The organism is Paenibacillus sp. J31P190 (assembly GCF_059692075.1).
The window spans coordinates 189,872-216,032 of the sequence record NZ_JCAUAS010000005.1 but is presented as its reverse complement, the minus strand read 5'-3'; the positions used below and the strand labels follow the sequence as shown (position 1 = coordinate 216,032).

25 protein-coding genes are annotated in these 26,161 nt (G+C 44.5%); 19 read left to right on the top strand and 6 right to left on the bottom strand.

Annotated elements, in window-relative coordinates:
• Window positions 1-20: 20 nt before the first annotated feature.
• The 7 genes from AC58U0_RS12560 to AC58U0_RS12530 all read left to right on the top strand — a co-directional run bounded on the left by AC58U0_RS12560 (window position 21) and on the right by AC58U0_RS12530 (window position 9,290).
• Window positions 21-974, top strand: a complete 954-nt coding sequence (locus AC58U0_RS12560) for a cation diffusion facilitator family transporter (protein ID WP_497379354.1) — start codon at window positions 21-23, stop codon at window positions 972-974.
• Window positions 975-1,083: 109 nt separating this feature from the next.
• The gene (recJ, locus tag AC58U0_RS12555; RefSeq protein WP_497379353.1) at window positions 1,084-3,531 is read left to right on the top strand and encodes a single-stranded-DNA-specific exonuclease RecJ; all 2,448 of its coding nucleotides are present in this window, start codon (window positions 1,084-1,086) and stop codon (window positions 3,529-3,531) included.
• On the top strand, window positions 3,528-4,040 hold the full coding sequence (locus AC58U0_RS12550) for an adenine phosphoribosyltransferase (RefSeq protein WP_057306122.1): 513 nt from the start codon (window positions 3,528-3,530) through the stop codon (window positions 4,038-4,040). The genes recJ and AC58U0_RS12550 overlap by 4 nt, the downstream gene beginning before the upstream one ends.
• A 190-nt stretch (window positions 4,041-4,230) precedes the next feature.
• Window positions 4,231-6,417 carry a RelA/SpoT family protein gene (locus tag AC58U0_RS12545; protein ID WP_060648564.1) on the top strand — a complete coding sequence of 729 codons (2,187 nt, stop codon included), beginning with the start codon at window positions 4,231-4,233 and terminating at the stop codon, window positions 6,415-6,417.
• Window positions 6,418-6,450: 33 nt separating this feature from the next.
• Window positions 6,451-6,891, top strand: a complete 441-nt coding sequence (dtd, locus tag AC58U0_RS12540) for a D-aminoacyl-tRNA deacylase (RefSeq protein ID WP_497379352.1) — start codon at window positions 6,451-6,453, stop codon at window positions 6,889-6,891.
• 74 nt (window positions 6,892-6,965) lie between these two features.
• A complete protein-coding gene (locus AC58U0_RS12535) occupies window positions 6,966-7,139 on the top strand; it encodes a hypothetical protein (RefSeq protein ID WP_154669611.1) in 174 nt (57 codons plus the stop codon).
• A gap of 204 nt (window positions 7,140-7,343) precedes the next feature.
• On the top strand, window positions 7,344-9,290 hold the full coding sequence (locus AC58U0_RS12530; protein WP_497379351.1) for an FAD-dependent oxidoreductase: 1,947 nt from the start codon (window positions 7,344-7,346) through the stop codon (window positions 9,288-9,290).
• Window positions 9,291-9,395: 105 nt separating this feature from the next.
• On the opposite strand, the gene AC58U0_RS12525 is transcribed toward AC58U0_RS12530, so the two are convergent.
• Both AC58U0_RS12525 and AC58U0_RS12520 read right to left on the bottom strand, forming a co-directional pair.
• The gene (locus AC58U0_RS12525) at window positions 9,396-9,689 is read right to left on the bottom strand and encodes a hypothetical protein (RefSeq protein ID WP_497379350.1); all 294 of its coding nucleotides are present in this window, start codon (window positions 9,687-9,689) and stop codon (window positions 9,396-9,398) included.
• A gap of 290 nt (window positions 9,690-9,979) precedes the next feature.
• Window positions 9,980-10,372 (bottom strand): DoxX family protein, encoded by a 393-nt coding sequence (locus AC58U0_RS12520; RefSeq protein ID WP_497379349.1) that lies wholly within the window; start codon window positions 10,370-10,372, stop codon window positions 9,980-9,982.
• Window positions 10,373-10,494: 122 nt separating this feature from the next.
• Between AC58U0_RS12520 and AC58U0_RS12515 the strand changes: the two genes are divergently transcribed.
• The 7 genes from AC58U0_RS12515 to AC58U0_RS12485 all read left to right on the top strand — a co-directional run bounded on the left by AC58U0_RS12515 (window position 10,495) and on the right by AC58U0_RS12485 (window position 19,221).
• Window positions 10,495-10,800 (top strand): winged helix-turn-helix transcriptional regulator, encoded by a 306-nt coding sequence (locus AC58U0_RS12515; RefSeq protein ID WP_029196913.1) that lies wholly within the window; start codon window positions 10,495-10,497, stop codon window positions 10,798-10,800.
• Window positions 10,801-11,247: 447 nt separating this feature from the next.
• Window positions 11,248-12,513, top strand: coding sequence for a histidine--tRNA ligase (hisS, locus tag AC58U0_RS12510; RefSeq protein ID WP_497379348.1), 1,266 nt, complete (start codon window positions 11,248-11,250; stop codon window positions 12,511-12,513).
• A gap of 100 nt (window positions 12,514-12,613) precedes the next feature.
• Window positions 12,614-14,395, top strand: coding sequence for an aspartate--tRNA ligase (gene aspS, locus AC58U0_RS12505; protein ID WP_057306115.1), 1,782 nt, complete (start codon window positions 12,614-12,616; stop codon window positions 14,393-14,395).
• A gap of 24 nt (window positions 14,396-14,419) precedes the next feature.
• Window positions 14,420-15,175, top strand: a complete 756-nt coding sequence (locus AC58U0_RS12500) for a tRNA threonylcarbamoyladenosine dehydratase (RefSeq protein WP_057306114.1) — start codon at window positions 14,420-14,422, stop codon at window positions 15,173-15,175.
• Window positions 15,176-15,691: 516 nt separating this feature from the next.
• Window positions 15,692-16,246, top strand: a complete 555-nt coding sequence (locus tag AC58U0_RS12495; protein ID WP_497379347.1) for a PadR family transcriptional regulator — start codon at window positions 15,692-15,694, stop codon at window positions 16,244-16,246.
• Window positions 16,239-17,774 carry an MFS transporter gene (locus tag AC58U0_RS12490; protein ID WP_497379346.1) on the top strand — a complete coding sequence of 512 codons (1,536 nt, stop codon included), beginning with the start codon at window positions 16,239-16,241 and terminating at the stop codon, window positions 17,772-17,774. Before AC58U0_RS12495 ends, AC58U0_RS12490 begins: the two co-directional genes overlap by 8 nt.
• A gap of 127 nt (window positions 17,775-17,901) precedes the next feature.
• On the top strand, window positions 17,902-19,221 hold the full coding sequence (locus tag AC58U0_RS12485) for a replication-associated recombination protein A (protein WP_497379345.1): 1,320 nt from the start codon (window positions 17,902-17,904) through the stop codon (window positions 19,219-19,221).
• Here AC58U0_RS12485 and AC58U0_RS12480 read toward each other — a convergent pair.
• From AC58U0_RS12480 to mnmA, 3 genes are all read right to left on the bottom strand, one after another.
• Window positions 19,216-19,593, bottom strand: a complete 378-nt coding sequence (locus AC58U0_RS12480) for a DUF3889 domain-containing protein (RefSeq protein ID WP_497379344.1) — start codon at window positions 19,591-19,593, stop codon at window positions 19,216-19,218. The two genes, AC58U0_RS12485 and AC58U0_RS12480, sit on opposite strands and share 6 nt — an antisense overlap.
• Before the next feature lie 189 nt (window positions 19,594-19,782).
• Window positions 19,783-20,466: an AlkZ-related protein gene (locus tag AC58U0_RS12475; RefSeq protein WP_497379495.1), complete on the bottom strand. Its 684-nt coding sequence runs from the start codon at window positions 20,464-20,466 to the stop codon at window positions 19,783-19,785.
• Between the two features lie 48 nt (window positions 20,467-20,514).
• Window positions 20,515-21,603 carry a tRNA 2-thiouridine(34) synthase MnmA gene (gene mnmA, locus AC58U0_RS12470; protein ID WP_497379343.1) on the bottom strand — a complete coding sequence of 363 codons (1,089 nt, stop codon included), beginning with the start codon at window positions 21,601-21,603 and terminating at the stop codon, window positions 20,515-20,517.
• A 311-nt stretch (window positions 21,604-21,914) separates the two neighbouring features.
• On the opposite strand from mnmA, the gene cymR reads away from it, so the two are divergent.
• The 5 genes from cymR (at window position 21,915) to AC58U0_RS12445 (ending at window position 25,482) form a co-directional block, all read left to right on the top strand.
• Window positions 21,915-22,334, top strand: coding sequence for a cysteine metabolism transcriptional regulator CymR (gene cymR / locus AC58U0_RS12465; RefSeq protein ID WP_029196904.1), 420 nt, complete (start codon window positions 21,915-21,917; stop codon window positions 22,332-22,334).
• Between the two features lie 9 nt (window positions 22,335-22,343).
• Window positions 22,344-23,492, top strand: a complete 1,149-nt coding sequence (locus AC58U0_RS12460; protein WP_497379342.1) for a cysteine desulfurase family protein — start codon at window positions 22,344-22,346, stop codon at window positions 23,490-23,492.
• 28 nt (window positions 23,493-23,520) lie between these two features.
• A complete protein-coding gene (locus AC58U0_RS12455) occupies window positions 23,521-24,042 on the top strand; it encodes a PRC-barrel domain-containing protein (RefSeq protein ID WP_057306106.1) in 522 nt (173 codons plus the stop codon).
• Window positions 24,043-24,052: 10 nt separating this feature from the next.
• Complete coding sequence (locus AC58U0_RS12450) at window positions 24,053-24,253, top strand: YrzR-like zinc ribbon domain (RefSeq protein WP_200957476.1); 201 nt, start codon at window positions 24,053-24,055, stop codon at window positions 24,251-24,253.
• A gap of 158 nt (window positions 24,254-24,411) precedes the next feature.
• Window positions 24,412-25,482 (top strand): AI-2E family transporter, encoded by a 1,071-nt coding sequence (locus AC58U0_RS12445; RefSeq protein WP_497379341.1) that lies wholly within the window; start codon window positions 24,412-24,414, stop codon window positions 25,480-25,482.
• 204 nt (window positions 25,483-25,686) lie between these two features.
• Here the strand turns inward: AC58U0_RS12445 and AC58U0_RS12440 are convergent, their stop codons facing one another.
• On the bottom strand, window positions 25,687-25,932 hold the full coding sequence (locus tag AC58U0_RS12440) for a DUF3951 domain-containing protein (RefSeq protein ID WP_497379340.1): 246 nt from the start codon (window positions 25,930-25,932) through the stop codon (window positions 25,687-25,689).
• Window positions 25,933-26,161: the final 229 nt, after the last annotated feature.

Genomic DNA, 26,161 nt, shown 5'->3' with positions numbered 1-26,161 from the left:
CGTTCAGGGGGAGTGTCCACGTGAATGACGAGCGTTTTCAAAAGACAGAACTCACTGTCTGGGTAGGTATTGCCGGGAATGTTGCACTTGCCTGTCTTAAGGTAATTGTTGGGTTTATGTCGCAAAGTAAAGCACTTCTCGCTGACGCGGTACATTCCGTATCTGAGGCAGTGAGTTCTATTGATGCATTAATTAAACTAAGAACTGCTGAAGCGGTGCCTCAAGATGCTTACCCCAGTCGTCAAGAAAAGAAGGTATCCATTACATCTATTCTATTGTCGATTGTTATTCTAGTCTTAGGTGTTGAACTAGGTATCTCTACCTTTAAATCCATATGGGTCGACGTAGAGCATGCTCCTAAGGTGTATGCACTTGTTGCAATTGGGATTTCGCTCTTAATTAAAGAGATCATGTTTCAATATACATACCGGATGGGGAAGCGTTTAGGATCTCAGGAATTAATTGCTAATAGCTGGGGACACCGTTCCGATATATACTCTTCTATTGTAGCTCTCATTGGTGTGTTAGGAGCTTTAATGGGCAATTACCTAAACATATCTTTTCTTTATTATTTGGATTCACTTGCGGGATTATTAATATCTCTAATGGTGTTGAAGATGGGGTATTCGTTACTTAAGGAAACCTTACATACGAAAATGGATTACGTCCTGCTGCAGGAAGATGCCGCTGAACTGATTGCTGCCGTACAGATGATAAAAGGTGTAATAACCGTTGATGACTTGCAGGCAAGGGAACATGGGCATTATGTCGTTGTCGATATCAAAATTAGCGTGAATCCAAGGGTATCTGTAGGGGAAGGACATGAAGTCTCCAAAAAGATCAAACAGCAGTTGATGAAACGATTCCATCATGTTTCCGATGTTTTTGTTCAGGTAAACCCTTATGATGCAGGATATCCTTACAAAAATAATACGGATACCGAGTTAAGTGAGTTTCCATCCGTTATTCACTAAATAAGCGTTAAAAACTAAGCTTACGAAGAAAGTTTTGCACAGCAAAACTCGAAGACTATGCTTACGAAGAAAGTTTTCCATACGGAAAACTCGAAGGAGGACACACCAAGTGCTAGCACCGAAGGCAAGATGGAGCATAGGAAATGCGGATGAAATGCTCGTTGAAACATTTGTGCGCGAGCTGCAGATAGACCCGCTCGTTGCCAGAATGCTTGTTCTTCGAGATATACGCACCGTGCCAGATGCTGAACAATTCTTGCATGGCGGAGTCCACTATTATCATGACCCGTTTCTGCTTGACGGGATGCTCCCAGCTGTAGAACGCATCCGAAAAGCTCTTCAGAACGATGAATTAATACGTGTCTATGGGGATTACGATGCAGATGGTGTAAGCAGCACCTCATTGATGGCTCATTTGTTAAAGGGGCTAGGCGCTCGTTTCGACACGTATATCCCTCATCGCATTCGAGAAGGCTATGGGCTGAATCGTTCTGCGATCGAATTAGCCAAAGCGCAAGGCGTCACACTATTAATCACCGTTGACACAGGCATTAGTGCCGTTCAAGAAGTTGCCTATTGTCAGGAATTAGGCCTAGATGTTATCGTAACGGATCATCATGAGCCTCCTGAGATACTGCCTCAAGCTTTAGCCGTCATTAATCCGAAGAAGCCAGGTTGCCCATACCCTTATAAACATCTTGCAGGCGTTGGTGTTGCTTTTAAGTTAGCCCATGCCATCCTTGATCGATTGCCTGAAGAACTGTTGGAGTTTGCAGCGCTCGGAACGGTTGCTGACTTGATGCCTCTTACGGGGGAGAATCGTTTAATCGTCAAGCAGGGGCTGCAGCGTATGCAGGATTCTACTTATGCAGGATTTCGTTCACTCATTGGTGTATCCGGTATTGATAACAAGGAAGTGACCGCATCTCACATTGGTTTCTCGCTAGCACCTAGAATTAACGCAAGCGGCCGATTGGAAGCTGCAGACATTGCCGTGAAGCTGCTCACAACATCGGATGAGAAAGAAGCGGAGCAAATTGCCTTTGAACTGGATATGCTGAATAAAGAACGTCAACTTATCGTAGAAGACATGGTGCAAGAAGCTTTTGTTCTAGCCGCACAGCAGCAAGCCAAAGGTTTAGATAAAGTGATTGTTGTCGCTAAGGAACAATGGAACGTCGGTGTTGTCGGTATTGTTGCATCCAAGATCGTAGAGAAATTTTACCGACCGACCTTAGTGTTAAGCATAGATCCACAAACAGGTATGGCCAAAGGTTCTGCGCGCTCGATTACCGGCTTTGATTTACACAAAGCTCTGACAGCTTGTGATGAGATGCTCGACCACTACGGCGGCCATCAAGCGGCTGCGGGTATGAGTCTGAACAGCAGCCATTTGGAGGCATTCACTCAGAAGTTGAACGAACTAGCAGCAGCTGCACTTACGGAACAGGATTTCATTCCTCTTCTGAAAGCAGATGCGGCGTGCAGCTTGTCAGAAGTTCCGATTGCAAGTATTGAGCAGTTAGAGAAGCTCGCGCCCTTCGGTATGGGCAATCCTGCGCCGAGGTTCATGTTCACCGACTTATCACTCGGCGATATTCGGACGATGGGCAAGGAGAAACAGCATCTTAAGCTAGCCCTCTCCCAAATGAAGGAAGAAGTAAGCTGCTCAGTGGAAGCCGTCGGTTTCGGCAAAGGGAGCTTGGCTGGTCTGATCGCGCCTGCCGCTAAGGTAGACGTGCTGGGAGAGCTTTCAATCAACGAGTGGAACGGTGTGCGGAAGCCGCAAATCATGATGCAGGATCTTCGTATAACGCATATGCAGCTGTTTGATTGGCGCGGAGCGGGTCAATTAAGCTCTAAGCTTAGCGTGCTTCAGAACACGATTGCTGCGGGGAATGGTAACCTCACACTAACACCAGCTATCGTTCTGTTTGACGAATCAGATGCAGCCTTGTTTACTTCAACAGCGTTTCAGTTAGGCGGCTCTGTGCCCTACTGGATTGTTCAAGATAGCGAACAATTACGGCCTGGTAACGAAACAGCCCGGCAATTGGAATTTGCTAACATGCAGGACATTATCTTGTACACGATCCCACGCAGCGTTGCTAGCCTACAGAGTGTGCTTCATCAAGCCAGTGGCATGATGCGCTGTTATCCAGTATTTGCAGAGCTAGGGCCTGACAGCGGCAGCACGCTGCCATCTCGAGACATGTTTAAAATGCTGTATGGCACTTTGCAAAAAGAAGGATCGCTGAATGTCCAGGATGTGCGATTAATGACCTCGTTTAGTAAACGATCGGGGCTTTCTCCTGCAATGATTCAATTTATTTTATCCGTTTTTGAGGAGCTTGGTTTTGTTGAAAGACAAGGCGGCTTCGTTAAACTTCATGCGTCACCGGCAAAGAGAGATCTCACAGCATCCCGCTTGTATCAGCATAGATTGCATCGCCAGGAAGTTGAATCCATTGTCATGTACTCCTCAGCCAAAGAGCTGGAGGAATGGATTGCCGATCAAATAAAAAAAGAAAATCACATTTTGGAGGAAATTATATGAATTTCAAAGAGCACATTCGCGTCATCCCGGACTTTCCACAACCAGGCATTCGTTTCAAAGACATCACAACGTTATTGCAAAATGGACCGGTTTATAGAGAAGCTATCGATCAGATGAAAGCATTAATTAAAGAAAAACAAATCGATGTTATTGCGGGTCCTGAAGCTCGTGGCTTCGTAATTGGCGCTCCGCTCGCTTATTCACTTGGAATAGGCTTTATTCCAATCCGCAAAAGTGGCAAATTGCCTGGCGAGACGATAGAGGCTGACTACGCTCTTGAATATGGCAAGGATAAATTAGCCATGCATAAAGATGCTATTAAACCAGGTCAAAAGGTACTGATTGCGGATGATTTACTTGCAACAGGTGGAACGATTCAAACATCGATCGACTTGATTAATCAGCTTGGTGGGGAAGTTGTAGGTGCTGCCTTCTTAATCGAGTTATCCTACTTAGACGGTAGAAGTAAGTTTAATGGGATTGACGTGGTTTCCTTAGTTCAATATTAAAATTAAAGCTGAGAATCGAATGCTAGTGTTCGATTCTTTTTTATACAATGAAAGCTAATATTTCAGGAATACGTTCAGTGATTTGCGAGAAAATGCTGCTTTTTGTCGAATGCATGGTGCGAACAGTTGACGTGGGGCCTGCCTTGCAGGCATAATGAATAAAAATCGATTAAAGGGAATGGGTAGATGCATGGGTATAGAGCAGCTGATGGAGAAGGCCGCCACCTATCTGAAAGAGAATGATTTGCAGAGGATTCGGGAGGCCTATGAATTCGCGGATGAAGCCCATCATGGCCAAGTACGCAAATCGGGTGAGCCCTATATTCTGCATCCACTCGCTGTTGCAGATATATTGGTGAACATGCAGATGGATGTCACATCCATCATTGCTGCGCTTCTGCACGATGTCGTTGAAGATACAACAGTTTCGCTGGAAACTGTTCTAGATAAATTCGGGAAAACTTGCGCGATGCTAGTGGATGGCTTGACGAAGCTGGAACGGATCAAGTTCAAGTCCAAAGAAGAGCAGCAGAACGAGAACTACCGCAAAATGTTTGTTGCTATGGCGCAGGATATTCGCGTTATTCTCATTAAATTGGCGGACCGTTTGCACAATATGCGGACATTGAAGTACCAATCCGAAGAGAGCCAGCGCCGTATTGCGGAGGAAACGCTGGAGATCTTCTGTCCGATTGCGCATCGACTCGGTATTTCCACGATTAAATGGGAAATGGAGGATATTGCCCTCCGTTATTTGAATCCGCAGCAGTATTACCGGATCGTTAATCTCATGCAGAAGAAACGTACTGAGCGTGAGCAATATATTGAGGACGTTATTCACAGCATTAAAGAAAAGCTGGAAGAGATGGGCATTCAGGGAGATATTTCCGGAAGACCTAAGCATCTTTACAGTATTTATAAAAAAATGAGCTCCCGCGGCAAGCAATTCAATGAGATTTACGATCTCATGGCACTTCGTGTTATTGTCGACGGGATCAAGGATTGCTACGCTTCATTAGGTATTATTCATACCTTGTGGAAACCAATGCCCGGACGTTTCAAAGATTATATTGCGATGCCGAAGCCGAATATGTATCAATCTTTGCACACGACGGTGATTGGTCCTAAAGGAGAGCCGTTAGAAGTACAGATTCGCACATGGGAAATGCATAGGACGTCAGAGTTTGGTATCGCTGCGCATTGGGCCTACAAAGAAGGCGGTTCTGTTGTACCTTCGGGCACTTTCGAAGACAAAATGAGTTGGTTCCGTGAAATATTGGAACTGCAGCACGAGACCAATGACGCCTCCGAATTTATGGAATCCATGAAGATGGATTTCTTCTCAGACCTTGTTTTCGTCTTTACGCCAAAAGGGGAGGTTATCGAGCTTCCTGCTGGTTCAGTACCTCTGGATTTTGCTTATCGGATTCATACCGAAGTCGGTAATCGAACAATTGGTGCTAAAGTAAATTCCCGGATCGTTCCCTTGGACCACAAGTTGAAAACAGGGGATATTATTGAAATTCTGACTTCTAAGCATTCTTACGGACCTAGTCAGGATTGGATTAAAATCGCGCAATCCTCTCACGCTCGCAGTAAAATTAAGCAGTGGTTTAAGAAAGAGAAGCGTGAAGAGAACGTCGAAAAAGGGAAAGACATGATTGAGCGTGAGCTCAAACGATTGGCGATCGATCCTCCGACATTGATGAGCGACGATAAAATGCTTGAAGCCGCGAAGAAGTTTAATTTTAGCGATATTGAAGATATGCTGTCAGCCGTAGGTTTTGGCGGTATTACAGCTGCACAAATATGCACGAAGTTAACGGAGAAGCTGCGTAAGGAAGCTGAAGAAGCGCAAGTGCTGAAGCTTACTAGTGAGGTCAAGGAAGTCAAAGCTCCGACCTCATCCGAGCGCAAAAGCCGTCCAACCAACGGTGTCCGTGTCAAAGGCGTTGACAATCTGCTTGTCCGCTTCGCTCGCTGCTGTAATCCGGTACCTGGCGATCTGATCATTGGGTACATCACGAGAGGACGCGGTGTGTCCGTGCATCGTTCTGATTGTACGAACATTCCTTCGAGTATGGGCGAAGAGGAACGGGTCATTGAGGTCGATTGGGCCGAAGCTGTTGAATCCAATTTCAATGTAGAGATTGAAATCACAGGACATGACCGCCGTGGATTCTTAAACGAAGTACTCCAAGCTGTTTCTGAAAGCAAAACGATGATTTCCGCCGTATCCGGGCGATCAGATAAGAACAAGATGGCTACGATTCATATGACCATTTTAATCAAAAATATAGACCATCTGCAGTCCGTTGTTGAGAAAATTAAACGTGTCAAGGATGTCTATTCCGTTCAGCGTATTATGCAAAGTTAGGCTATGTAATAAAGTTAAGGGGATTCAAAGGCAATGAGAGTAGTTGTTCAACGTTGTAAACGTGCCGAAGTAACTGTAAATGATACAACCATTGGTCGTATTGAACAGGGCTTGATGCTTCTAGTTGGGATTACCCATGACGATACCGAGCACGATGCGAAGTATTTGGCGGATAAAGTGGCTGGGCTGCGTATTTTTGAAGATGAATCCGGCAAAATGAATCTTTCCGTACTAGATACGGGAGGACAAATTTTATCCGTTTCACAGTTTACTTTGTATGGCGATTGCCGTAAAGGGAAGCGGCCCAATTTCATGTCAGCGGCAAGACCAGAGCTTGCTGAGCCATTGTATGATAAGTTTAATGAGCTGCTAAGGTCTCAAGGCATACACGTGGAAACGGGTGCTTTTGGTGAAATGATGGATGTATCTTTGACGAATTGGGGACCTGTTACGTTGGTTATTGACAGCAAATAAGTTGCTCCGAAGGATAATAAGCTATCTGACTGGTAATACTTAATGTGTATATACTAGCGGTTAGGAGCACCCAGATGCGTCAATCGATCAAACACAGAGCCATGACGGCACCGGAGCAGCAATTGCTCCATACCACACTTGCTGAGCGGATGAGTCAAGCACCTGCGCTCGCTGATGTAGAAATTAGTGCAGAATTCACATCAGAACAAGAAAAGATGAAGAGCATTCCCAAAAAATCCTATCGGTAACCATAAAGCCACGCGTGCTGTTCATTCAGCCATGCGCGGCTTTATTTGTTAAAGCCGCAATATTTCTCTACACGTTCGAAATGTGGTAAACTAACATGTGATGTTTTTTGGCTGGAAATTAATCAATTGCTTCAAAGAAGCTTATCAAACCTATAACTGGTAAGCGTATAAAAAGCAGGAGACAAGGTGGGTGCTTTCGTCCTAATGGCAAATTCGAATCGTAAAAATTCCACATCCAAAGGATGGCTTTGGTTGATGGGGACATTGATTGTACTTGCGGTGCTAGCAGCTGCTGCATCTCTCTACTATCAGTATAAACACCTTTCACATGGTGAACATAGCTTTGTTAAGCAAGCTATTCAAGAAGTGAAAACAGTAAAGAAAGCCAAAGAGGCGTACGATGTCATTGTAGTAGGTACGGACCCGGAGGGGGTTGCAGCTGCCGTTTCGGCTGCTCGTAATGGATTAAGTACGTTGCTCATTGACGGCCGGAATCGTCAGATCCTAGGGGGGCTGATGACGCTTGGTTGGATTAATTCCCTTGATATGAACTATTCGCCGAATAAAAACCTCCTAGGTAAAGACGATGTGTTTAATAAAGGAATTTTCTCAGAGTGGTATGCCAAAGTTGAAGGTGATTCGTTTGATGTCAATACGGCTGCGAATGTTTTCAATGACCTAGTTAAAAATGAGAAGAATATTGACGTATTGCTTAAAACTAAAAAGATAGATCCTCTCCTCGCACAGGGTCAAAATGTTGTACAAGGTGCTACAATTACCCTCGAGAACGGCAGCACCCAAGTCGTCAAAGCATCATCTGTGATAGACGCTACTCAGGATGGAGACTTCGCTGCTGCAGCAGGCGTTCCGTTCACAATGGGGCATGAGGATATTGGTGATCCGAAATCTAAAATGGCTGTGACACTCGCGTTTCGTCTTAAAAACGTAACACCAGAAGTGTGGAGCTTAATGGCCAAAAGATTGAATGGCGATAATGATGATGGTTCAGGTGTCACGGAAGTAAGCGTGTATGGGTATAAAGAAATGAGCAATTATCCGCCTCTGAACAAAGATAGAGCCAAAATGAGAGGGCTCAATATGGGAAGAGAAAATGATAATACAGTCCTTATTAATTCCTTGCAAATTTTTGGTGTGGATACGTTTGATCCTGAATCTGTAAAAGAAGCATTTGAGATCGGTAAGAAGGAACTGCCTAATGTCGTTGCCTATATGCAGAAGACGTTTCCAGAGTTCGCTAGCCTCGAGCTTGCTGGAACAGCTCCAGAGCTATATGTGAGAGAAACGCGTCATATGCAAGGGGAATACCGCTTGAACATTGTTGATGTTTGTACGAACAATGATCAGTGGGATCGCATTGGTTTTGGCTCTTATCCTGTAGATATTCAAAGAATCTCACCTACGGATTCGGGTAATGTGGTTTGTAAACCGAAGCAGTACGCCATACCTTTCCGCAGTATTGTACCGCTGAAAGTAGATGGACTGCTTGTTGTTGGCAGAGCAGCTAGTTACGATACGCTTCCGCATGGGAGTGCTCGAGTAATGCCAACTGGGATGGCGGAAGGCGAAGCGGCAGGGGCTGCTGCTATGTTCGCTAAGCAAGAAAAAATGACATATCGTCAATTAGCCGGCTCCAAAGAAGTTATTGCTAAATTGCAGGATCATTTGATTAAACAAGGCATGGAGCTTCAGCCTATTTCTCTCAAGCCTCAACCGTTTATGGAGCATAAATCCTATGATGGTTTGAAATCTGCTCTGATGCTGGGCTTAGCTTCAGGTGCTTATGACAATAACTTTCACTTGGATGACGCGGCTAATCCAAAGCGGATGGTTAATCTCGTCGGCGGTGCGAAGAAGATGAAACCTGATGCCTGGGTTGGTGATGTCAATCAGGCTATTACGAATCTGCAAAACGCAGATAAGATACCGCTGACACTAGAACAGGCCAGTTATACAATCACACAAGCGTTAGGGTTGAAAGCTGCCTCTACGGAAGCACAATCCAAACTGTTGGAGAATAAGCTGCTCACAGAAACGACCGTTAAACTTATTGCCGACAAGCAAAAGTTAACGAATGCCGACACGTATTTGCTTATTAAAGATTTAAAAGTTGGCGTTACAGGTAAGCCATAGAACAACAAATAAGAGCCTTAGTGCCGCTTGTAGATGTGGCATTAAGGCTCTTAACTTTTCGAAGCTAAGGAAGTTTTTGTGACTACGCTTACATTCTTACTTGGATCAGTCTGCGTCAGCAGCATCCTCTTCAGCTTGCACGGAATCTTCCGAATCTTCTTCGGCTGATTCTTCGCTTTCCGCTTCGGCATCCTCCTCGGACACATCCTCAGCTTCTATTTCTTCCTCATCAGATGCTTCTTCTTCCGCTTCGTCAGCTTCGTCCGACTCTTCAATGGCCTCTTCTTCGGCTGCTTCTTCAGCTACTTCATCTTCAACTTCGGCTTCGGCTTCGGAATCTTCAGAGAAGAGCACCACTAGATCTTGCCGTTCCTCTTGAAACTCGTTTGGTATTGTCATTGTTACAGCCTCCTGATGATAAATTCAAGGCCATTTGCCTTGTTGTACATGTATATGTGAAAATGGTCTGAATATACGGTGAAAATAAATGAAAATAATTGAAAATACGGAGAAAATGCTGTAATGAAATTGTAATTTATTTTTCATATCCCTTTAATCAAGAGCGGATATAATAATAGTCGACCCCCTTTAAAATATATTTACTTGAGGCCTGCAGCCCTTGTGCTGCAGGCTATTTTCTTTACGCAAAAAAACCGTCTCAGCTTGGGCTGGACGGCTTAACATCATTTTTACATCAAAGCATCTAAGGAATATTCACCGGCTCCGATAAGTGCAACACCAACAGCGATAGCGAGCAGCGTTAAATTGTATTCATAACCATTGGAAGTTACCCAGTAACCATTTTTGCCATGAACTTTAATAATAGCACCAAGCATAATCAGTGCGATAAGAGCAGCACCAAATGGTGTCCAAAGACCTGCGGCGAAGAGCAGGCCACCTACAATTTCCGCTAAACCTGCAAGAACAGCCATGAACACACCCGGTTTGATTCCAATAGAATCGAAGAAACCTCCCGTACCTTTGGGACCATAGCCACCGAACCATCCAAATACTTTTTGTGAACCGTGCGCCGCGAATGATAAACCGATCACTAAACGAATAATAAGTAGACCCAATGCCATTACTAACAACTCCTCTATTGATATATTTTGTTTAATAACTTACTTTATGTTAGTATATTATTACGAAGCACTTACTTTTGTCAAGCGACTATGTTAAAATTGTTTATAAGGAGATGATTTATATGGAAGACTATCAACTGTGTCCCAAATTCGAGAATGCTTTTGAACTTCTAGGAAAGCGTTGGACAGGACTTATTGTTCATGTCTTGCTTTCTGGACCGAAGCGCTTTAAAGATATATCAGTTCTCATCCCGAGTATGAGCGATCGCATGCTTTCGGAGAGATTCAAGGAACTCGAAGCTGCGGAGATCATCATCCGTCATGTATACCCAGAAACGCCAGTTCGGATTGAGTATGAATTAACCCCCAAAGGAAAAGGGCTAAAACCCGTTATGGACGAGTTGCAAAAATGGGCGGACTTACATTAACTAATATAGTGGAGATATAGGAGGATTAGTACCTCTATCTCTTGACTTTGTATCTGCCAATGTTTACAATAAACAATAATGTAATTCGATACTTTTGTGATCCGTTGAAGGGACAAAGTAATTCGCCCCCACATAAGCAGAGAAGGAAGTCTAGGCTGCAAGCTTCCTATGATGAGCGAACGAAAAGACCTCCCCGAGGACCGGCTGGGAAATGCATATTGGCTAATGTCAACTTGCCTAGTAGCAGCTGTGCGTGTAGCGGGCGTTATCCGTAAAGAGCAGAATTCTGTTTCGTTGCCACTGGCAAACGATAGCAGCATTTCTGAAATGTGGGTGGTACCACGGGTGAATTTGTTAATCAAATCTCTCGTCCCTGACGTCAGTCGGGGGTGAGAGATTTTTTTGTTGTTATTTGAAAGGCACGACAGATAAGAGGAGGCCCAGCACATGAGCATACAAAAGCCAAAAGGCACACAAGATCTTCTTCCCGGTGAAGTGGAGAAGTGGCAGTATCTAGAGAGCAAAGCGAGAGACTTGTGCCAAAGGTTTAATTACAAAGAGATTCGTACGCCGATATTTGAGGAAACCGATCTGTTCATTAGAGGCGTCGGTGAAACGACAGATATCGTGGGTAAAGAAATGTACACCTTTCTCGACAAAGGTGACCGCAGCATGACGCTTCGTCCCGAGGGAACAGCCGGTGTTGTTAGGGCTTATGTTGAGAATAAGCTTTACGGGATTCCTGATTTAACGAAGCTTTATTACGTAGGACCCATGTTCCGCTATGAGCAGCCGCAAGCTGGGAGATATCGCCAGTTCCATCAATTCGGTATTGAAGCTTTCGGGTCCGTTGATCCAAGCATTGATGCTGAAGTGATTGCGCTTGGTTATACGTTCTATAAAGAAATTGGTCTTAAGGAAGTAACCGTTGAAATTAATTCCGTTGGTACACCAGCAGTTAGAACGGTTTACCGTGAGAAACTGCAGGAGTTTTTCGCGCCTGTGAAGCATTTGCTTTGTAAAGATTGCCAGTCTCGATTTGATCGTAATCCGATGCGTATTCTTGATTGCAAAGTGGATCAAAAGTATGGCGAAGGCGCTCCAGAAATTTTAGATTACTTGGATGAAGAGTGTACATCGCATTTCGCTCTAGTTCAAGAGCATTTAACAGCGATGGAAATCCCCTATCGGATTAATCCTCGCCTCGTTCGCGGTCTTGATTACTACACGCATACTGCTTTCGAGTACAAAGCTGCCGGGATCGGCGCGATTGATACGATTGGCGGAGGCGGACGGTACAATGGTCTAGTTGAGCAGATTGGCGGCCGTGGCACCGATCAGCCGGGAGTTGGTTTGGGGCTTGGTCTTGAGCGTATTCTGCTCGTATTGCAGGCACAAGGTGTCGAAATTCCGAAGCCAGAGCCGCTCGATGTCTATTTGATCGGTCTTGGAGACGCAGCGGAGAAGGAAGTAACGAAGCTTCTGCACCAGCTTAGAGTTCAAGGGCTGAAGGCGGAGAAGGATTACCAAGGCCGTAAAATGAAAGCTCAAATGAAATCAGCAGACCGCTTTCAGGCCACTTATGTGGCGATTCTTGGAGATGACGAATTGGTGCGCGGCGAAATTACTTTGAAGAAGATGGATACAGGCAGTCAATTGACTGTGAATTTAGCCGATCTTGCCTCGAACGCTGCAAAGACACTTTTCGAATAGAAAGACAACAAAGAGAGACTTTGAGCTCCGCTCAAAGATCCCAACAAAGGAGAGGCTTTGAGCTCCGCTCAAAGGTCCCTATATTAGGAGGAAAATAATCATGATGCTCAAAACACATCATTGTGGGCAGCTTACTAAAGCTCAGGTAGGACAGACAGTAACACTAAACGGTTGGGTGCAAAGAAGACGTGACTTAGGCGGAGTTCTATTCATCGATCTGCGCGATCGCAGCGGGCTTGTTCAGACTGTATTTAACCCAGACTTCTCAGGGGATGCACTTGCCATTGCTGACCGTGCTCGTAATGAATACGTACTAGCGGTAAAAGGGAAAGTTGTAGAACGTGATGCCGAAACGGTTAACAAAAATATTACAACCGGTGAAATCGAGATTCAGGTGACTGAAATCGAAATCATGAATGCAGCCAAAACACCTCCGTTCTTCATCGAAGACGGTGTAGATGTGGATGAAGCCGTTCGTTTAAAATATCGTTATTTGGACCTGCGTCGTCCGGAAATGCAAAAAACATTAATGCTTCGCTCCAAAGCGTCCAAAGTATTCCGCAATTTCTTAGATGATCAAGGATTTGTTGAAGTTGAAACACCGATTTTGACGAAAAGCACACCGGAAGGCGCTCGCGATTACTTGGTGCCAAGCCGCGTGCATCCGGGCGAATTTTTCGCGCTGCCGCAGTCCCCGCAAATCTTTAAACAATTGTTGATGGTTAGTGGTTTGGAGCGTTACTACCAAATCGCACGCTGTTTCCGCGATGAGGATCTTCGTGCAGACCGTCAGCCTGAATTTACACAAGTCGACATTGAGACTTCTTTCATTTCTCAGGATCAACTGCTTGAAATCTTGGAAGAACTCGTAGTCAAATTAATGCAAGAAACAGCTCAAGTTGAAATCCCGCGTCCATTCCAACGTATTACGTATGCGGATGCCATGGCGAAATATGGTTCGGATAAACCGGATCTACGTTTTGGTCTAGAACTCGAAGATGTTTCTGATATCGTTGAAACTTCTGGTGTTCAAGTGTTTGCAAACGTCGTTAAAGGCGGCGGTCAAGTAAAAGCTTTGAATGCTAAAGGTTGCGGCACATGGAGTCGTAAAGAGATCGATGACCTTTTACCGTTCGCAGCACGTTATGGAGCCAAAGGCTTAGCTTGGATTCAAGTGAAAGACGGCGAGTTCAAAGGGCCTATCGTGAAATTCTTCAATGAAGCTGAAATCGCTGCGTTAACTGAGCGTTTGGGAGCTGAAGAAGGGGATTTGCTTCTATTCTCCGCTGATAAGAAAAAAGTTGTAGCTGATGTACTTGGTAACCTTCGTCTGAAGATCGGCCGCCAGCTTGGTCTTATCGATGACTCGAAGTTCAAATATGCATGGGTTGTGGATTTCCCACTTCTTGGGTACGACGAAGAAGCCAAACGTTATGTGGCTGAGCATCATCCGTTCACGCGTCCTAATGAAGAGGATGTTCATTACTTCGATACAGACCCAGGTCAAATTCGTGCACAAGCATACGATCTTGTCTTGAACGGATATGAAGTAGGCGGCGGCTCGATGCGTATTTACCAACGTGAAGTTCAGGAGAAAATGTTCGGTGCGCTTGGCTTCTCCAAAGAAGAAGCAGCTGAGAAATTCGGCTTCCTACTTGAAGCCTTTGAATATGGAACACCTCCGCACGGCGGATTTGCTTTTGGTTTTGACCGTTTGGTGATGCTGATCACAGGCCGCACGAACCTCAGAGAAACGATTGCATTCCCGAAAACAGCAAGCGCAACAGACCTGTTAACCGATGCACCGGGTACAGTAGACGACAAACAGCTTGAACAACTGTCGATTCGCTTAGCGCTTAAGCAGCCTGCTGCTAAAGCCTAAGAACATAGAAGAGGAAGTGTTTCTATGCTTCACCAATTTTCACGAACGGAACTAGCGATTGGTCCTGAGGGGCTTGAAATCATGAAGAATAGCACGGTTGCCGTACTAGGCATTGGCGGTGTAGGTTCAATCGCTGCTGAAGCACTAGCACGCACAGGGGTTGGACGTCTTATTCTGATCGACAAAGATGTTGTCGACATCACGAATATTAACCGTCAGATTCATGCGCTCACGACAACGGTTGGTCAGCCAAAGGCTGATCTGATGCGTGATCGAATCAAATTAATTAATCCAGAATGCGATGTTATCGCCCTCCGGATGTTTTATACAGAGGAAACGTATGAGGAAGTATTCGCCTATCCAATCGATTATATGTTGGACGCAAGTGATACGATTTCCTATAAAATCCATCTGATTAAGCAGTGTCTGGAGCGGAAGATCCCCATCGTTTCCAGCATGGGCGCAGCCAACAAAATGGATCCGTCACAGTTCAAAGTAGCGGATATCTCCAAAACGAGCATGGATCCTATTGCGCGTGTGGTGCGTCAAAAACTGCGCAAGGAAGGGATCAAAAAAGGCGTGAAGGTTGTATTTTCCACCGAAGAGCCGATGAAACCCCGCGAGGACGTAACGCAGCAAATCGTTCCTGCGAATGCACCTGAAATTCGTAAGGCGAAACAACCGCCAGCGAGCAATGCGTTTGTTCCGCCTGTGGCAGGACTGATCATGGTGAGTGTAGCTGTGAAAGAACTATTGGAAATTGGTTTGAAGAAGAAATAAAAAACGGATGCCCTCGAAAGCGGGCATCCGTTTTTTATTTGCCTAATGGTTGGAGCATCCTATTTATGCACTGCCTACGAGTACGGACGAATGGAAAAGGATGTACAGGAGTGGAATCGGCAAAATTTGCTGCTAATCTAAGGCTGGGGGGAACGAGGATTCGCTATTGCGGCTAATATGTCAGTGTTGGGCCAGTATGTGGAACGTGTGTGCGCTATTTGGGTGTTTTGGCGGCTTTTACACCGCGAAACTGGGAAATAGAGGATCCACGTTCCGCGAAAACGAGAACTATGCAGTTTTAGAGGAAATAAGGCATCGTTGTTCCCTTTCACGAGGCTTCTAGATGGTTGGTAAGAAACCCACACCTTATACAGTCCTTGTATGAGGGGTAATCAACCACGATGAACCTGTTCGTATATCGAAAATTTATATATCAATTATATATATGTTGACTCGATATATATAATTTGGTAAATTGTAAGAAGCACAATCAAGAAAAAAAGGAGGACTAACAGCATGACCAGTCAGGATGTCATTTTAGGTATTTTAATGAAGCGCAATCTATCGGGATACGACATCAAGCATATGTTTGAGACGGTATTTTCTTATTTTTACAATGCAAGTTTTGGCACGATTTATCCTACGCTTAGCAAGATGGAGAAGGAAGGTCTCATCACGAAAGAAAGTGTGATTCAAGAGGGAAGGCCGAATAAGAATGTCTATTCCATAACGGAGGAAGGCCAAAAGCATTTCAAAGCTTACATGTATAGTCCCATGCAAGCCAATGAGTTCAAGTCTGATGCGATGACTCGCTTGTTTTTTGGTGAATTTATTGAGGTCGAGGTCATTATTGAATATTTGGAATATGGCGTATCGAGTACGAAAGATGATCTTGAACGTTTGAGGAAAATGTATGAGAACGGTAAGTCTAATTCATTAATGTCTCAGACACAGGAAATTTGTATTCAGATTGGTATCGAAAATATGGAAAGTACGCTGCGAACATTAATGGTCGGAATAGAACGTTTGAGTAATTTAAAAATAGAAAAGGGGCAGAACGATAGTGGGTAATAAAAAAACAGGTTTTATAATACTGGCAATGGCTCTAGGGCTATTGATGTCTGCGTTAGATAATACAATTACGGCTGCTGCAATAAGTCACATAATAGGCGACATTAATGGTTTTGATAAAATCAGTTGGGTATTCACAGCATATATGCTTGCGTCTACGAGCACGATGCTTGTTTTCGGAAAGCTGTCGGATATGTTTGGCAGAAAGCTCTTTTATTTGATTGGAATTTCTATATTTTTGATCGGTTCGGCACTCTGTGGTACAGCCCAGGATATGACACAGCTGATCGCATATAGAGCAATTCAGGGGATAGGTTCAGGAGCTATTTTCCCCATTAGTTTCACCATTATTTATACGCTTTTTTCAGATCCCAAACAGGGGGCTAAGCTGTCAGGGGTATTCGCAGGGATATTCGGTCTATCATCCGTAGCGGGACCGCAAATTGGTACATTACTCGCCGAATCTTGGGGTTGGCGCTGGTGTTTCTATGTTAATTTACCGCTGGGTATACTCTCATTCTTTGTTTTGCTTTTTGCTCTTAAGGAAACTCGATCGACTCGTCGTCCGAAAATTGATTATTTAGGGACATTGTTACTCGTTATCTCTACTGTCTCACTCATGCTCGCATTAGAGTTCGGTGGTAAAGATTATACTTGGGCGTCCTGGCAAATTATTAGTCTGTTAGCTGTTGCCGTTGTTATAGGCTTTCTTTTCATTATGGTTGAACGCAGGGCTCAAGAACCCATGCTGCCTTTACCTTTATTCAAAAACCGAATGGTTCTTGGCATGATGTTAGCTTGTCTTTGCCAAGGAGCAATCATGTTCTCGGCAATTGCTTACTTGCCTATTTTCTCTACTGCCGTGCTCGGTCGGGCGAATTCAAATGTGCTTTTGACGCCGATGATGTTTTCATTAATGGTTGGAGCTGTTTTGTTCGGTTTCCTTCAACGTTTTTTTAGCTTCCGTGCGGTTATCGCGTCCAGTATGATTACGGGTATTGTTATTAGCTATTTGTTGAGTGTAGTCAGTCATGACGCAAGTAATCTGTATATGATCACCCTGATGGTTATACTTGGCGTAGGGGCGATTGGTCCGTTAATGAGTGTTGCTCAGAATGCCGTTGCTCTCAGCGTAGATCACAAATATATAGGAGTCAGCTCCTCCATCATTGGCTTTTGGCGTAATATTGGAGGGGTTCTCGGGGCTTCGATTATGGCGACTATTGTCAACACTAGATACAACAGTCTTATTCACGAAGGTGCAGCCGAGCACAACATGCCTCTAAATCAATTATCGACTTTAGCTAATCCAGAACATTTGATTCGGGCGGGATCTGCATTCCCTAAGGAAACGATGAGTTTCCTCCGAGATTCACTGGGAACAGCGATTAACCATGGCTTTATCATAAGTATCGTGTTTGGTATTGTCGGACTTGCGGCTACATTCATAGCTGGGCCCCTTCGTTTCACAGTACCTGTCCAGCGTCCGGAACCGCAGAAGGACAATGCAACTCCTCAGTCTGTATAAATAGTATCAAGAAAGATCCTCCTGGTTTCGTAACAGGGGGATCTTTTAGTGACAAAACATGACATGATTTCGTATACGAGTTATAATAGAGTTTATATCTTTCAATGCAAAGTAAAGGATAAACGATATGGACTTGTTTACATATGCTTCTTCACAAGAACCAACAGGAAAGCTGCTAGCTGATCGTATGCGGCCAACAACGCTCGATGAGTATATTGGCCAAGAGCAAATCGTCGGAAAAGGAAAACTGTTAAGAAGAGCGATTGAGGCGGATCAAGTGACCTCAATCTTGCTCTACGGCCCACCGGGCACAGGCAAAACAACTTTGGCCAACATCATTGCGAACCGAACGCAGGGGGAATTCATGAAGCTGAACGCCGTAGATGCTTCGGTCAAAGATGTGCGAGAGATTATCGAGCTAGCGAAGACCAATAAAGCGATGTACGGTCGTAAGACGACCTTATTCTTGGACGAGGTGCATCGCTTCAACACCTCGCGGCAGGATGCGCTGCTCCCTGCGGTAGAGCAGGGCATCCTCATCTTCATCGGTGCGACCACAGAGAACCCGTTTCACCATGTGAACGGGGCTCTGCTGTCGCGCTCGACGCTGTTTCAGCTAGAGCCTCTCACGGCGGAGCATGCGCTCATCGCCATGCGAAGAGCCATCGCCGACCCCGTGAAGGGGCTCGGCTTCATGCGCCTCCACGCAGATGAGGAGGCGCTGGAGCATATTGCGCGGATGGCGGGTGGCGACATCCGCCGTTCGCTTAATGCGCTGGAGCTGGCAGCGCTGACGACTTCACCTGAACCGGATGGAACGGTTCAGATTACGCTTGAGGTGGCGGAAGAGTCGATCCGCCGCCCCATCGTGAAAGCGGACGAGTCGACGCAATACGACGTCTTGTCCGCTTTTCACAAGAGCGTGCGCGGCTCCAGCGACGCCGCGCTGTTCTGGTTCCTATATGCCGTCGAGAAGCTCGGCATGGATCCTATGACGTTCCTGCGGCGCCTTATCGTCGCCTGCAGCGAAGATATCGGCCTCGCCAATCCGCAGGCGATGGTCCAGTCCGTGACGGCCATGGACGCTTATCATAAGATTGGCTGGCCGGAATCCAAATACATCATTTCCCAGGCAATTTTGTTCGCTGTGGAGAGTCCAAAGTCAAATTCGATACCGATGGCCATCTCTCGTGCGGAACAGTTAATGGACCAAGTGAAATCGGCGAATGTACCGCTTCATCTACGGGATACGCACTACAAAGGTGCTGATCAGCTCGGACATAAAGGCTACATGTATCCGCATAATTATCCGGGACACTATGTGAAGCAGCAGTACTTACCTGATGAAATTCGAAATGAGATCATTTTTGCTGCTAGCGAACAGGGAACAGAAGAAAAGATGAAGCTAAATCAGCATAAAAGAAGAGGGACACCTACAGGTTTATAAAATCAGTAGGTTCCCTCTTTTTTCTTGTTCCATATCGATTGTGAAAACCTTCTCTGTAATAGGATCGTACCGAATCGAAACAATCAGCGGAAATTCGACACCATGATGTCTTACCCAGAAGCGAAACTGCTGTTGTGCAACACCCGGAGCGATAGTTGAACGCCCTAAATACTTATAATCTAATAAAGTATATAGTCTTCCAGCCTCCTGAAAGGCAAGTCGGCTCCATTTGGCATAACCAGGGTCTTGTACTGGCTTATATGTTATTATAATTTCTTCTGCACTTGCTTCTGCACTTGCCTCTACCCTCGCTTGCAAACATCCTGACCAACCAAACCAAATAATGAGAAGTACGGCTAAGATTCTATCCATTCGCTCACACCTTTCGCGATTATCCTGTGCTTAGAATTAAGCCTGCATACTTGAAAGGTAAACGGTAAATTTCTACAAGATGCCAGATTATAGGTTAGTTAGCGACAGTGCTAAAAACAGAAATAGGAGCCCTTAGGGCTCCTATGAATGCATTTCTTTTTTGCGTTCCGATACTGAAACTCGCACATTTTATAATTTAAAAACCTTCCCTAAATAAACACCCGCGGCAGCACTAAACCGTTCTTGAAGCAACGTTCTGAGTTGGCTTTTCGCTTCCGGAGTTGGAAGTGTATTCGGCTTAATCCCATGAAGCTCCATCCAATGCTTAGCGGTCATATAGCAGGTGCTATTCCAGCCGTTCTTGGTACCATTGGCATTCAGACGCTCGCTTATTCCAGCTATGACGATATCTGTCGTACTTTGTAGTTCTATCAGTGCGCGGTCGAATTCATTTTTCGACTCCTTGGCTTTCATCCCAGTTTTGGAGCGAAGCTCTTTAACATCGATGCCTTCATTCTCTTCAACCGCTTGAAAAAGCTCGACAGCTGATTTGGGAAGCTCTCCATCGGCATAACGCTCCTCAATAGAATATGGCTCGTCTAACAAATTTTTAATCAATGGAAAGAGCTCAGCAGAAATCAACATTGGCTTCTTTGCAAAAAAGCGACCATAAGCGGCAATGCCGTCGCCAGGCAGACGATCTCGCCATAACCATGGATCGGTCTCTAGTCCGGTATGCCATTGTTCCTGCACAGTTATAGATTCAAGTGAAGGATGATCTGGTATGAAGGAAGAGAGAGGGAGAATACCGACCTCTTTCACGATCTTCGTAACATCCTCATAAGCAGCAGCTTTCCAACCAACATCATTCACTTTAACCAAAACGATCATCCTTTCTGTTTCTATTTCCACCGATCAAACTTACTTATGAACTTTATCAATAACTCCGCCGCCTAAACACACGTCTCCATTATAAAAAACAACGGATTGCCCCGGCGTTACGGCTTTTTGAGGCTTATCGAAGACGACTTCACATGTTCCATCCTCCATAAACGTAAGGACTACGTCTTGGTCTGGTTGACGGTAACGGAATTTGGCTGTGCAGGCATACGCGCCCACTGGTCTGCTTGATGATATCCAGTTCACATCGGTGGCTGTTAAGCCCTTAGAATATAGTCCTGGATACTGCTCACCTTGAACAACAAGCAGTTGATTGCTTTCCAGATCTTTATCTACAACGAACCACGGCTCGCCTGAGCCTGAACCGCCAATACCAAGTCCTTGTCTTTGGCCAAGGGTATAGTACATCAAGCCGTCGTGACGGCCTTTGACTTCACCGTTACGAATATCGACCATATTGCCGGGTTTAGCAGGCAAGTATTGGCTTAGGAACTCTTTAAAGTCTCGTTCGCCGATAAAACAAATTCCCGTGCTGTCTTTCTTCTTAGCTGTGGCTAAACCTGCTGCTTCAGCAATTTCACGAACCTTTGGTTTCGGTAGGTGGCCAATCGGGAACATGGCTTTGGACAGCTGCTGCTGGTTGAGCACATTAAGGAAGTATGTTTGATCTTTGTTGGCATCATTCCCGCGCAAAAGTACATATTCACCATCTTGCTCTTTCACTTGGGCATAGTGACCTGTTGCAATGTAATCCCCACCTAAATCAATGACCTTCTGAAGCAATTCTCCGAATTTTATTTCTCGGTTACACATCACATCCGGATTCGGCGTACGGCCCTTGGTGTACTCGTCCAAGAAATAGGCGAAAACTTTGTCGTAATATTGCTTCTCGAAATTAACTGTATAGAAAGGGATGTCGAGCTGATCGCACACTCTTCTAACATCCTCTGCATCTTCTTCTGCGGTACAATGGCCAAACTCATCGGTATCGTCCCAATTTTTCATGAAAATGCCAATAACCTCGTAGCCCTGTTCCTTAAGCAACAGCGCGGCAACCGAAGAATCGACACCTCCGGACATTCCCAATATGACACGTGCTTTTTTACTCATAGCTGTGAACCTCTTTTCTATCTTGTGAGACTTTTTTTTAAAACTCTTACTATTATACCTCTCTATTGTTCAAAATTAAAATATTTCATGAGAATGTCATTGTTTTTCCCCCACAGAAGAAGGAATTTATGATACCATATATACGATATACGGATGTTTAGGAATGTTTTTGCGAAAAATGGAAACGCTGTGTACCAAGATAGGGAAGACCATAGTGTCTGAACGTGGATAAAATAGATGGTAGGCAACAGAAGTTTTAGCAATATCGATCAGACTCCTTGATGGCATATAATGTTGAATGAGGTGTAACTTTGAAAATTTCTACAAAAGGCCGCTATGGTTTAACGATCATGATGGAGCTGGCCAATCGATTTGGTGAAGGACCGACTTCACTCAAAAGTATTGCCGAAAAGCATCAGCTTTCTGAGCATTATCTGGAACAACTTGTAGCGCCGCTTCGCAATGCAGGATTGGTCAAAAGTATTCGAGGTGCTTACGGTGGATATATTCTCTCGAAATCCGCTGAACTAGTAACAGCAGGCGAGGTTATTCGTGTATTAGAAGGGCCCATTAGTCCTGTCGATTTTACCGAGGAAGATGATCCGGCTAAGCGTGATCTGTGGATTCGTATTCGCGATAGCATTGCGGATGTGTTAGATTCTACGACACTTGCGAACTTGATTTCTTTCGAAGACCAAGGCAAGAACGACAATTACATGTTTTACATTTAAGGGTGTCCTATGAATCCCATTTATCTTGATCATGCAGCCACTACTCCCGTGCATCCTGAAGTTATGGAAGCAATGCTTCCATTTTATACAGCCTTTTTTGGGAATCCTTCGAGTACACATAGCTTCGGCAGAGCAACTAGAACAGCACTGAATCGGTTTCGTGACGCAATGGCGAAATCGTTAGGCTGTTTACCTGCTGAGCTTATTTTTACAAGCGGAGGAACCGAAAGCAATAACATGGCAATCTTTGGGATCATGAATGCAAACAAGGATGGCAAGAAGCACATTATTACGACTGAGATCGAACATCATGCTGTGTTGCATCCCTGTGAGCGATTGGAGAGCCTCGGATACGAGGTGACCTACCTTCCAGTAGGTCCGACCGGTCTTATTCAAATAGAAGATGTGGAAGCGGCTATTCGTCCTGACACAGCTCTCATTTCCATGATGTATGTGAATAATGAAGTGGGTACGATTCAACCGATCGAGCAAGTAGGTCTTCTGGCGCGGAGTCGGCAAATTCCTTTTCATGTAGATGCGGTGCAAGCTTTAGGTAAGTTGCCGCTGAATGTTAGTGAACTTCCTGTTGATTTAATGAGTTTCTCGGCTCATAAAATATACGGACCCAAAGGTGCAGGCGCATTATTTGTATCGAAGAACACGAGGTTGACACCTAACGTCTACGGCGGTTCTCAGGAGAGAAAGCGCCGCGCAGGTACGGAGAATGTAGCGGCAATTGCAGGCTTTGCCAAAGCTGTGGAAGTTACTCTCCCGATGATGGACAGCATGCAATCCAAAGTCATAGAGCTTCGCGGGATTATGATAAGCATTCTTGAACAACAATTAGGCTTTGACAGCTTCACGATTAATGGCCACAAGGAACAGTGTATCCCGCATATTCTAAACATCAGCTTCCCAGGTATCTCAACAGAAACACTTCTTATGAATCTTGATATAGAAGAAGTGGCTGCCGCAAGCGGTTCTGCATGCACATCCGGTTCACTTGAAGTATCGCACGTATTACAAGCCATGAAGCTCCCAGAAAATGTTACAGCCTCCGCGGTTCGATTTAGCTTTGGAATGGGGAATTCTAAAGAACAAATCGAAACAGCTGCCCAGAAAATTGCAACCATTGTCAAGCGGTTGCGTACTACATAGTACCGGGTGGTTCTAGGAGGAATAAAACTTGCGCAAAGCGCATGATTTGATCGGACTTCCCGTTCTAACGGTAGATTCCGGTAAACAAATAGGTCAAGTTAAAGATTTGTTGATAGGCCCTGATTGGAACATACGAGGTATCATGCTCGAAGTGAAGAATTGGTTCTCCTCCTTACGTTACATACCGTGGGAGGGAATCGTTGCTGCCGGAGAGGATGCCATTACCATACCGAACGAAAGTGTCATTCGCGAGTTTGAGCATGTGGAAGAGTGCCATGCTTTTCTTGAAGGAAGCCGCAAAATTAAAGGACTTCCCGTCATTACGGTGGGAGGGCACAAATTAGGCGTGGTAGAAGATGTTTATTTAAACCAGAATTGGGGTAAACAAATAGTAGGTTATGAATTGTCCGAAGGGTTTATTTCTGATTTAAAGGAAGGGCGTAGATGGCTTCCCATGCCGGCAGCGGCAACCAAAGGGGAAGATGCCATCATAGTGCCTGTACATTGCGCTCAGGAAGTAGAAGAACTCTTCGTATCCAAAGAAGAATAGGGTGAGCATTATGCGTTGTCCAAACTGTAATTCCAAAGATATTGGAAAAATCGGTTCCCATCAATTCTACTGCTGGGGTTGTTTTATCGAACTCAGTGTTAACGGAGAGAAAATGTCCGTATATCAAGTAGAGGAAGATGGTACGTTGAGTTCTCTGGATGATTTATTTTTTGAGGAAGAAATTCCTCAAGTCCACGAACATGCCAATTAATCGTTAATACACGTTACAAAACGTTATTTTTTGAGCGCAGCGGCGCTTAAGAAGTAGCGTTTTTTCTTGTTTAGCTCATGTGTTAACGGGTTAATTTGGGCGGGTTGTACATATACTGTATGAGCGCATGTTTATAAGGATTAACAGAGGTGAAGAGAATGGAACGTTTTTGGAAAAATAAATGGTTTGTAGGGCTGGTCTACCTCTTGCTTATTCTGGCCAGCTTATATATGCTGCTGCAAATAAAGCCTATGATGTTAAGCGTATTTACCTTTATTAAAGCTATCGTGACGCCATTTTTCATAGCTGTGATTATTTCTTACATTTTAAACCCGATCGTGAATATTCTTAACCATCGGAAAGTGCCAAGAACCATTGCTGTTTTGCTTATTTATAGTGTCTTTCTCTCCTCTCTGACCGTTATTATCATGAATATGACACCGATGTTTATATCCCAAATAGCGGAACTCAATGAGCATATGCCGCAAATGGCAATGCGTGCGCAGTCGTTTGTAGACGGCTTTAATCAAAATCAATTGCTGCCCGATAGTGTGCGCAATGGATTTAATCATTCATTTACGAAGCTGGAAAATAGCATTTCCATGGCCATCTCGAACTATATGAATCAGATTGGAAATACCATCAATATGCTGTTCATCGCTTTTATCGTTCCGTTCGTTGCTTTTTATATCTTAAAGGATTTTCAAATTATTGAGAAAACAGCCTTGGCTATTGTGCCGCGGGAGCATCGTAAGAAAACCATCAAGTTGCTCATTGATATTGACACTGCTCTTGGCAATTATATCCGGGGCCAACTGTTAGTTTGCGTGATTATAGGAGTTCTTGCCTATTTGGGGTATTGGCTTATTGGCATGCCATACGCCTTGCTGCTCGCTAGCGTTGTAGCGGTGTTTAATATTATTCCTTACTTGGGCCCTTTTTTTGGAGCAGCGCCCGCAATCATTATGGCTTCAACAATCTCTTTGAAAATGTTGTTATTCGTCGCACTCGTTAATTTAGCTGTACAAATTCTCGAAGGCAACGTCATCTCCCCTCAGGTGGTAGGAAGAACGCTGCACATGCATCCATTGTTTATCATTTTTGCATTACTTGTAGGTGGGGAAGTCGCGGGTATTGTGGGGTTAATATTGGCTGTACCCTTCTTTGCCGTCATGAAGGTTATCATTCAACATGTTTTCCTTCACTATGTTCATAAGCCCACGACATAAGGTTTCATTATAAGTGGACGCACAGAACCCCTCTGAGCCATGACTTGCGGGATCATGGTTCAGAGGGGTTCTGCACGAGGGTTGAGGATATGAAAGGTGTGGCCATGCGTAAACCAACGAATGGGCTACGGAATAAGTATACGAATTCTTAGCATATGTCCTAGTTCGATAATGAAAATCATTATCATTAAAATCAGTATACTTTCAATGAGAATGATTGTCAACTATGATTTTTAATTTTCTATCCTTGTCGTCGCCTTGGTCGTCCTTCTCTTCTTTTTGCTCTTTTTGTTCTTGAAATTCTACGCGAGTTTGACCTGTTATATAATCAAAAGGATTGTAACGGCTATCGGGTATTTCCTTTTTGATAAGCGTCTTGGTCATGATGTAGATGACTAATACAAAGATGGGTACGATTAACCCAAGTAGGATGAGGGTAGAGAAATCCAATTGAAACACCTCCGAGAATCAACTAAGAGAGACGAACTTACGTTACATACGATTCCCATAAAGGTTTGGTTCCACTAATATTCGTTACATGAAATGGAATTCAAGCCTAAAACTGCTCATGAATATTGACAGGGTTCTAGCATATAGTTATAATTTGCCTTATCTATATCTGAATTAAAAGCGTTGATGAAACTTAAGTAAGCCATAGTCCATCGTCAGAGAGAAGGTT

Bases quoted from the DNA above. Each gene is read 5' to 3' on its own strand.
- AC58U0_RS12550 (WP_057306122.1), top strand. From the start codon at position 3,528: ATGAATTTCAAAGAGCACATTCGCGTCATCCCGGACTTTCCACAACCA.
- AC58U0_RS12545 (WP_060648564.1), top strand. From the start codon at position 4,231: ATGGGTATAGAGCAGCTGATGGAGAAGGCCGCCACCTATCTGAAAGAG.
- dtd (WP_497379352.1), top strand. From the start codon at position 6,451: ATGAGAGTAGTTGTTCAACGTTGTAAACGTGCCGAAGTAACTGTAAAT.
- AC58U0_RS12535 (WP_154669611.1), top strand. From the start codon at position 6,966: ATGCGTCAATCGATCAAACACAGAGCCATGACGGCACCGGAGCAGCAA.
- AC58U0_RS12530 (WP_497379351.1), top strand. From the start codon at position 7,344: ATGGCAAATTCGAATCGTAAAAATTCCACATCCAAAGGATGGCTTTGG.
- AC58U0_RS12525 (WP_497379350.1), bottom strand. From the start codon at position 9,689: ATGACAATACCAAACGAGTTTCAAGAGGAACGGCAAGATCTAGTGGTG.
- AC58U0_RS12520 (WP_497379349.1), bottom strand. From the start codon at position 10,372: ATGGCATTGGGTCTACTTATTATTCGTTTAGTGATCGGTTTATCATTC.
- AC58U0_RS12515 (WP_029196913.1), top strand. From the start codon at position 10,495: ATGGAAGACTATCAACTGTGTCCCAAATTCGAGAATGCTTTTGAACTT.
- hisS (WP_497379348.1), top strand. From the start codon at position 11,248: ATGAGCATACAAAAGCCAAAAGGCACACAAGATCTTCTTCCCGGTGAA.
- aspS (WP_057306115.1), top strand. From the start codon at position 12,614: ATGATGCTCAAAACACATCATTGTGGGCAGCTTACTAAAGCTCAGGTA.
- AC58U0_RS12500 (WP_057306114.1), top strand. From the start codon at position 14,420: ATGCTTCACCAATTTTCACGAACGGAACTAGCGATTGGTCCTGAGGGG.
- AC58U0_RS12495 (WP_497379347.1), top strand. From the start codon at position 15,692: ATGACCAGTCAGGATGTCATTTTAGGTATTTTAATGAAGCGCAATCTA.
- AC58U0_RS12485 (WP_497379345.1), top strand. From the start codon at position 17,902: ATGGACTTGTTTACATATGCTTCTTCACAAGAACCAACAGGAAAGCTG.
- AC58U0_RS12480 (WP_497379344.1), bottom strand. From the start codon at position 19,593: ATGGATAGAATCTTAGCCGTACTTCTCATTATTTGGTTTGGTTGGTCA.
- mnmA (WP_497379343.1), bottom strand. From the start codon at position 21,603: ATGAGTAAAAAAGCACGTGTCATATTGGGAATGTCCGGAGGTGTCGAT.
- AC58U0_RS12460 (WP_497379342.1), top strand. From the start codon at position 22,344: ATGAATCCCATTTATCTTGATCATGCAGCCACTACTCCCGTGCATCCT.
- AC58U0_RS12450 (WP_200957476.1), top strand. From the start codon at position 24,053: ATGCGTTGTCCAAACTGTAATTCCAAAGATATTGGAAAAATCGGTTCC.
- AC58U0_RS12445 (WP_497379341.1), top strand. From the start codon at position 24,412: ATGGAACGTTTTTGGAAAAATAAATGGTTTGTAGGGCTGGTCTACCTC.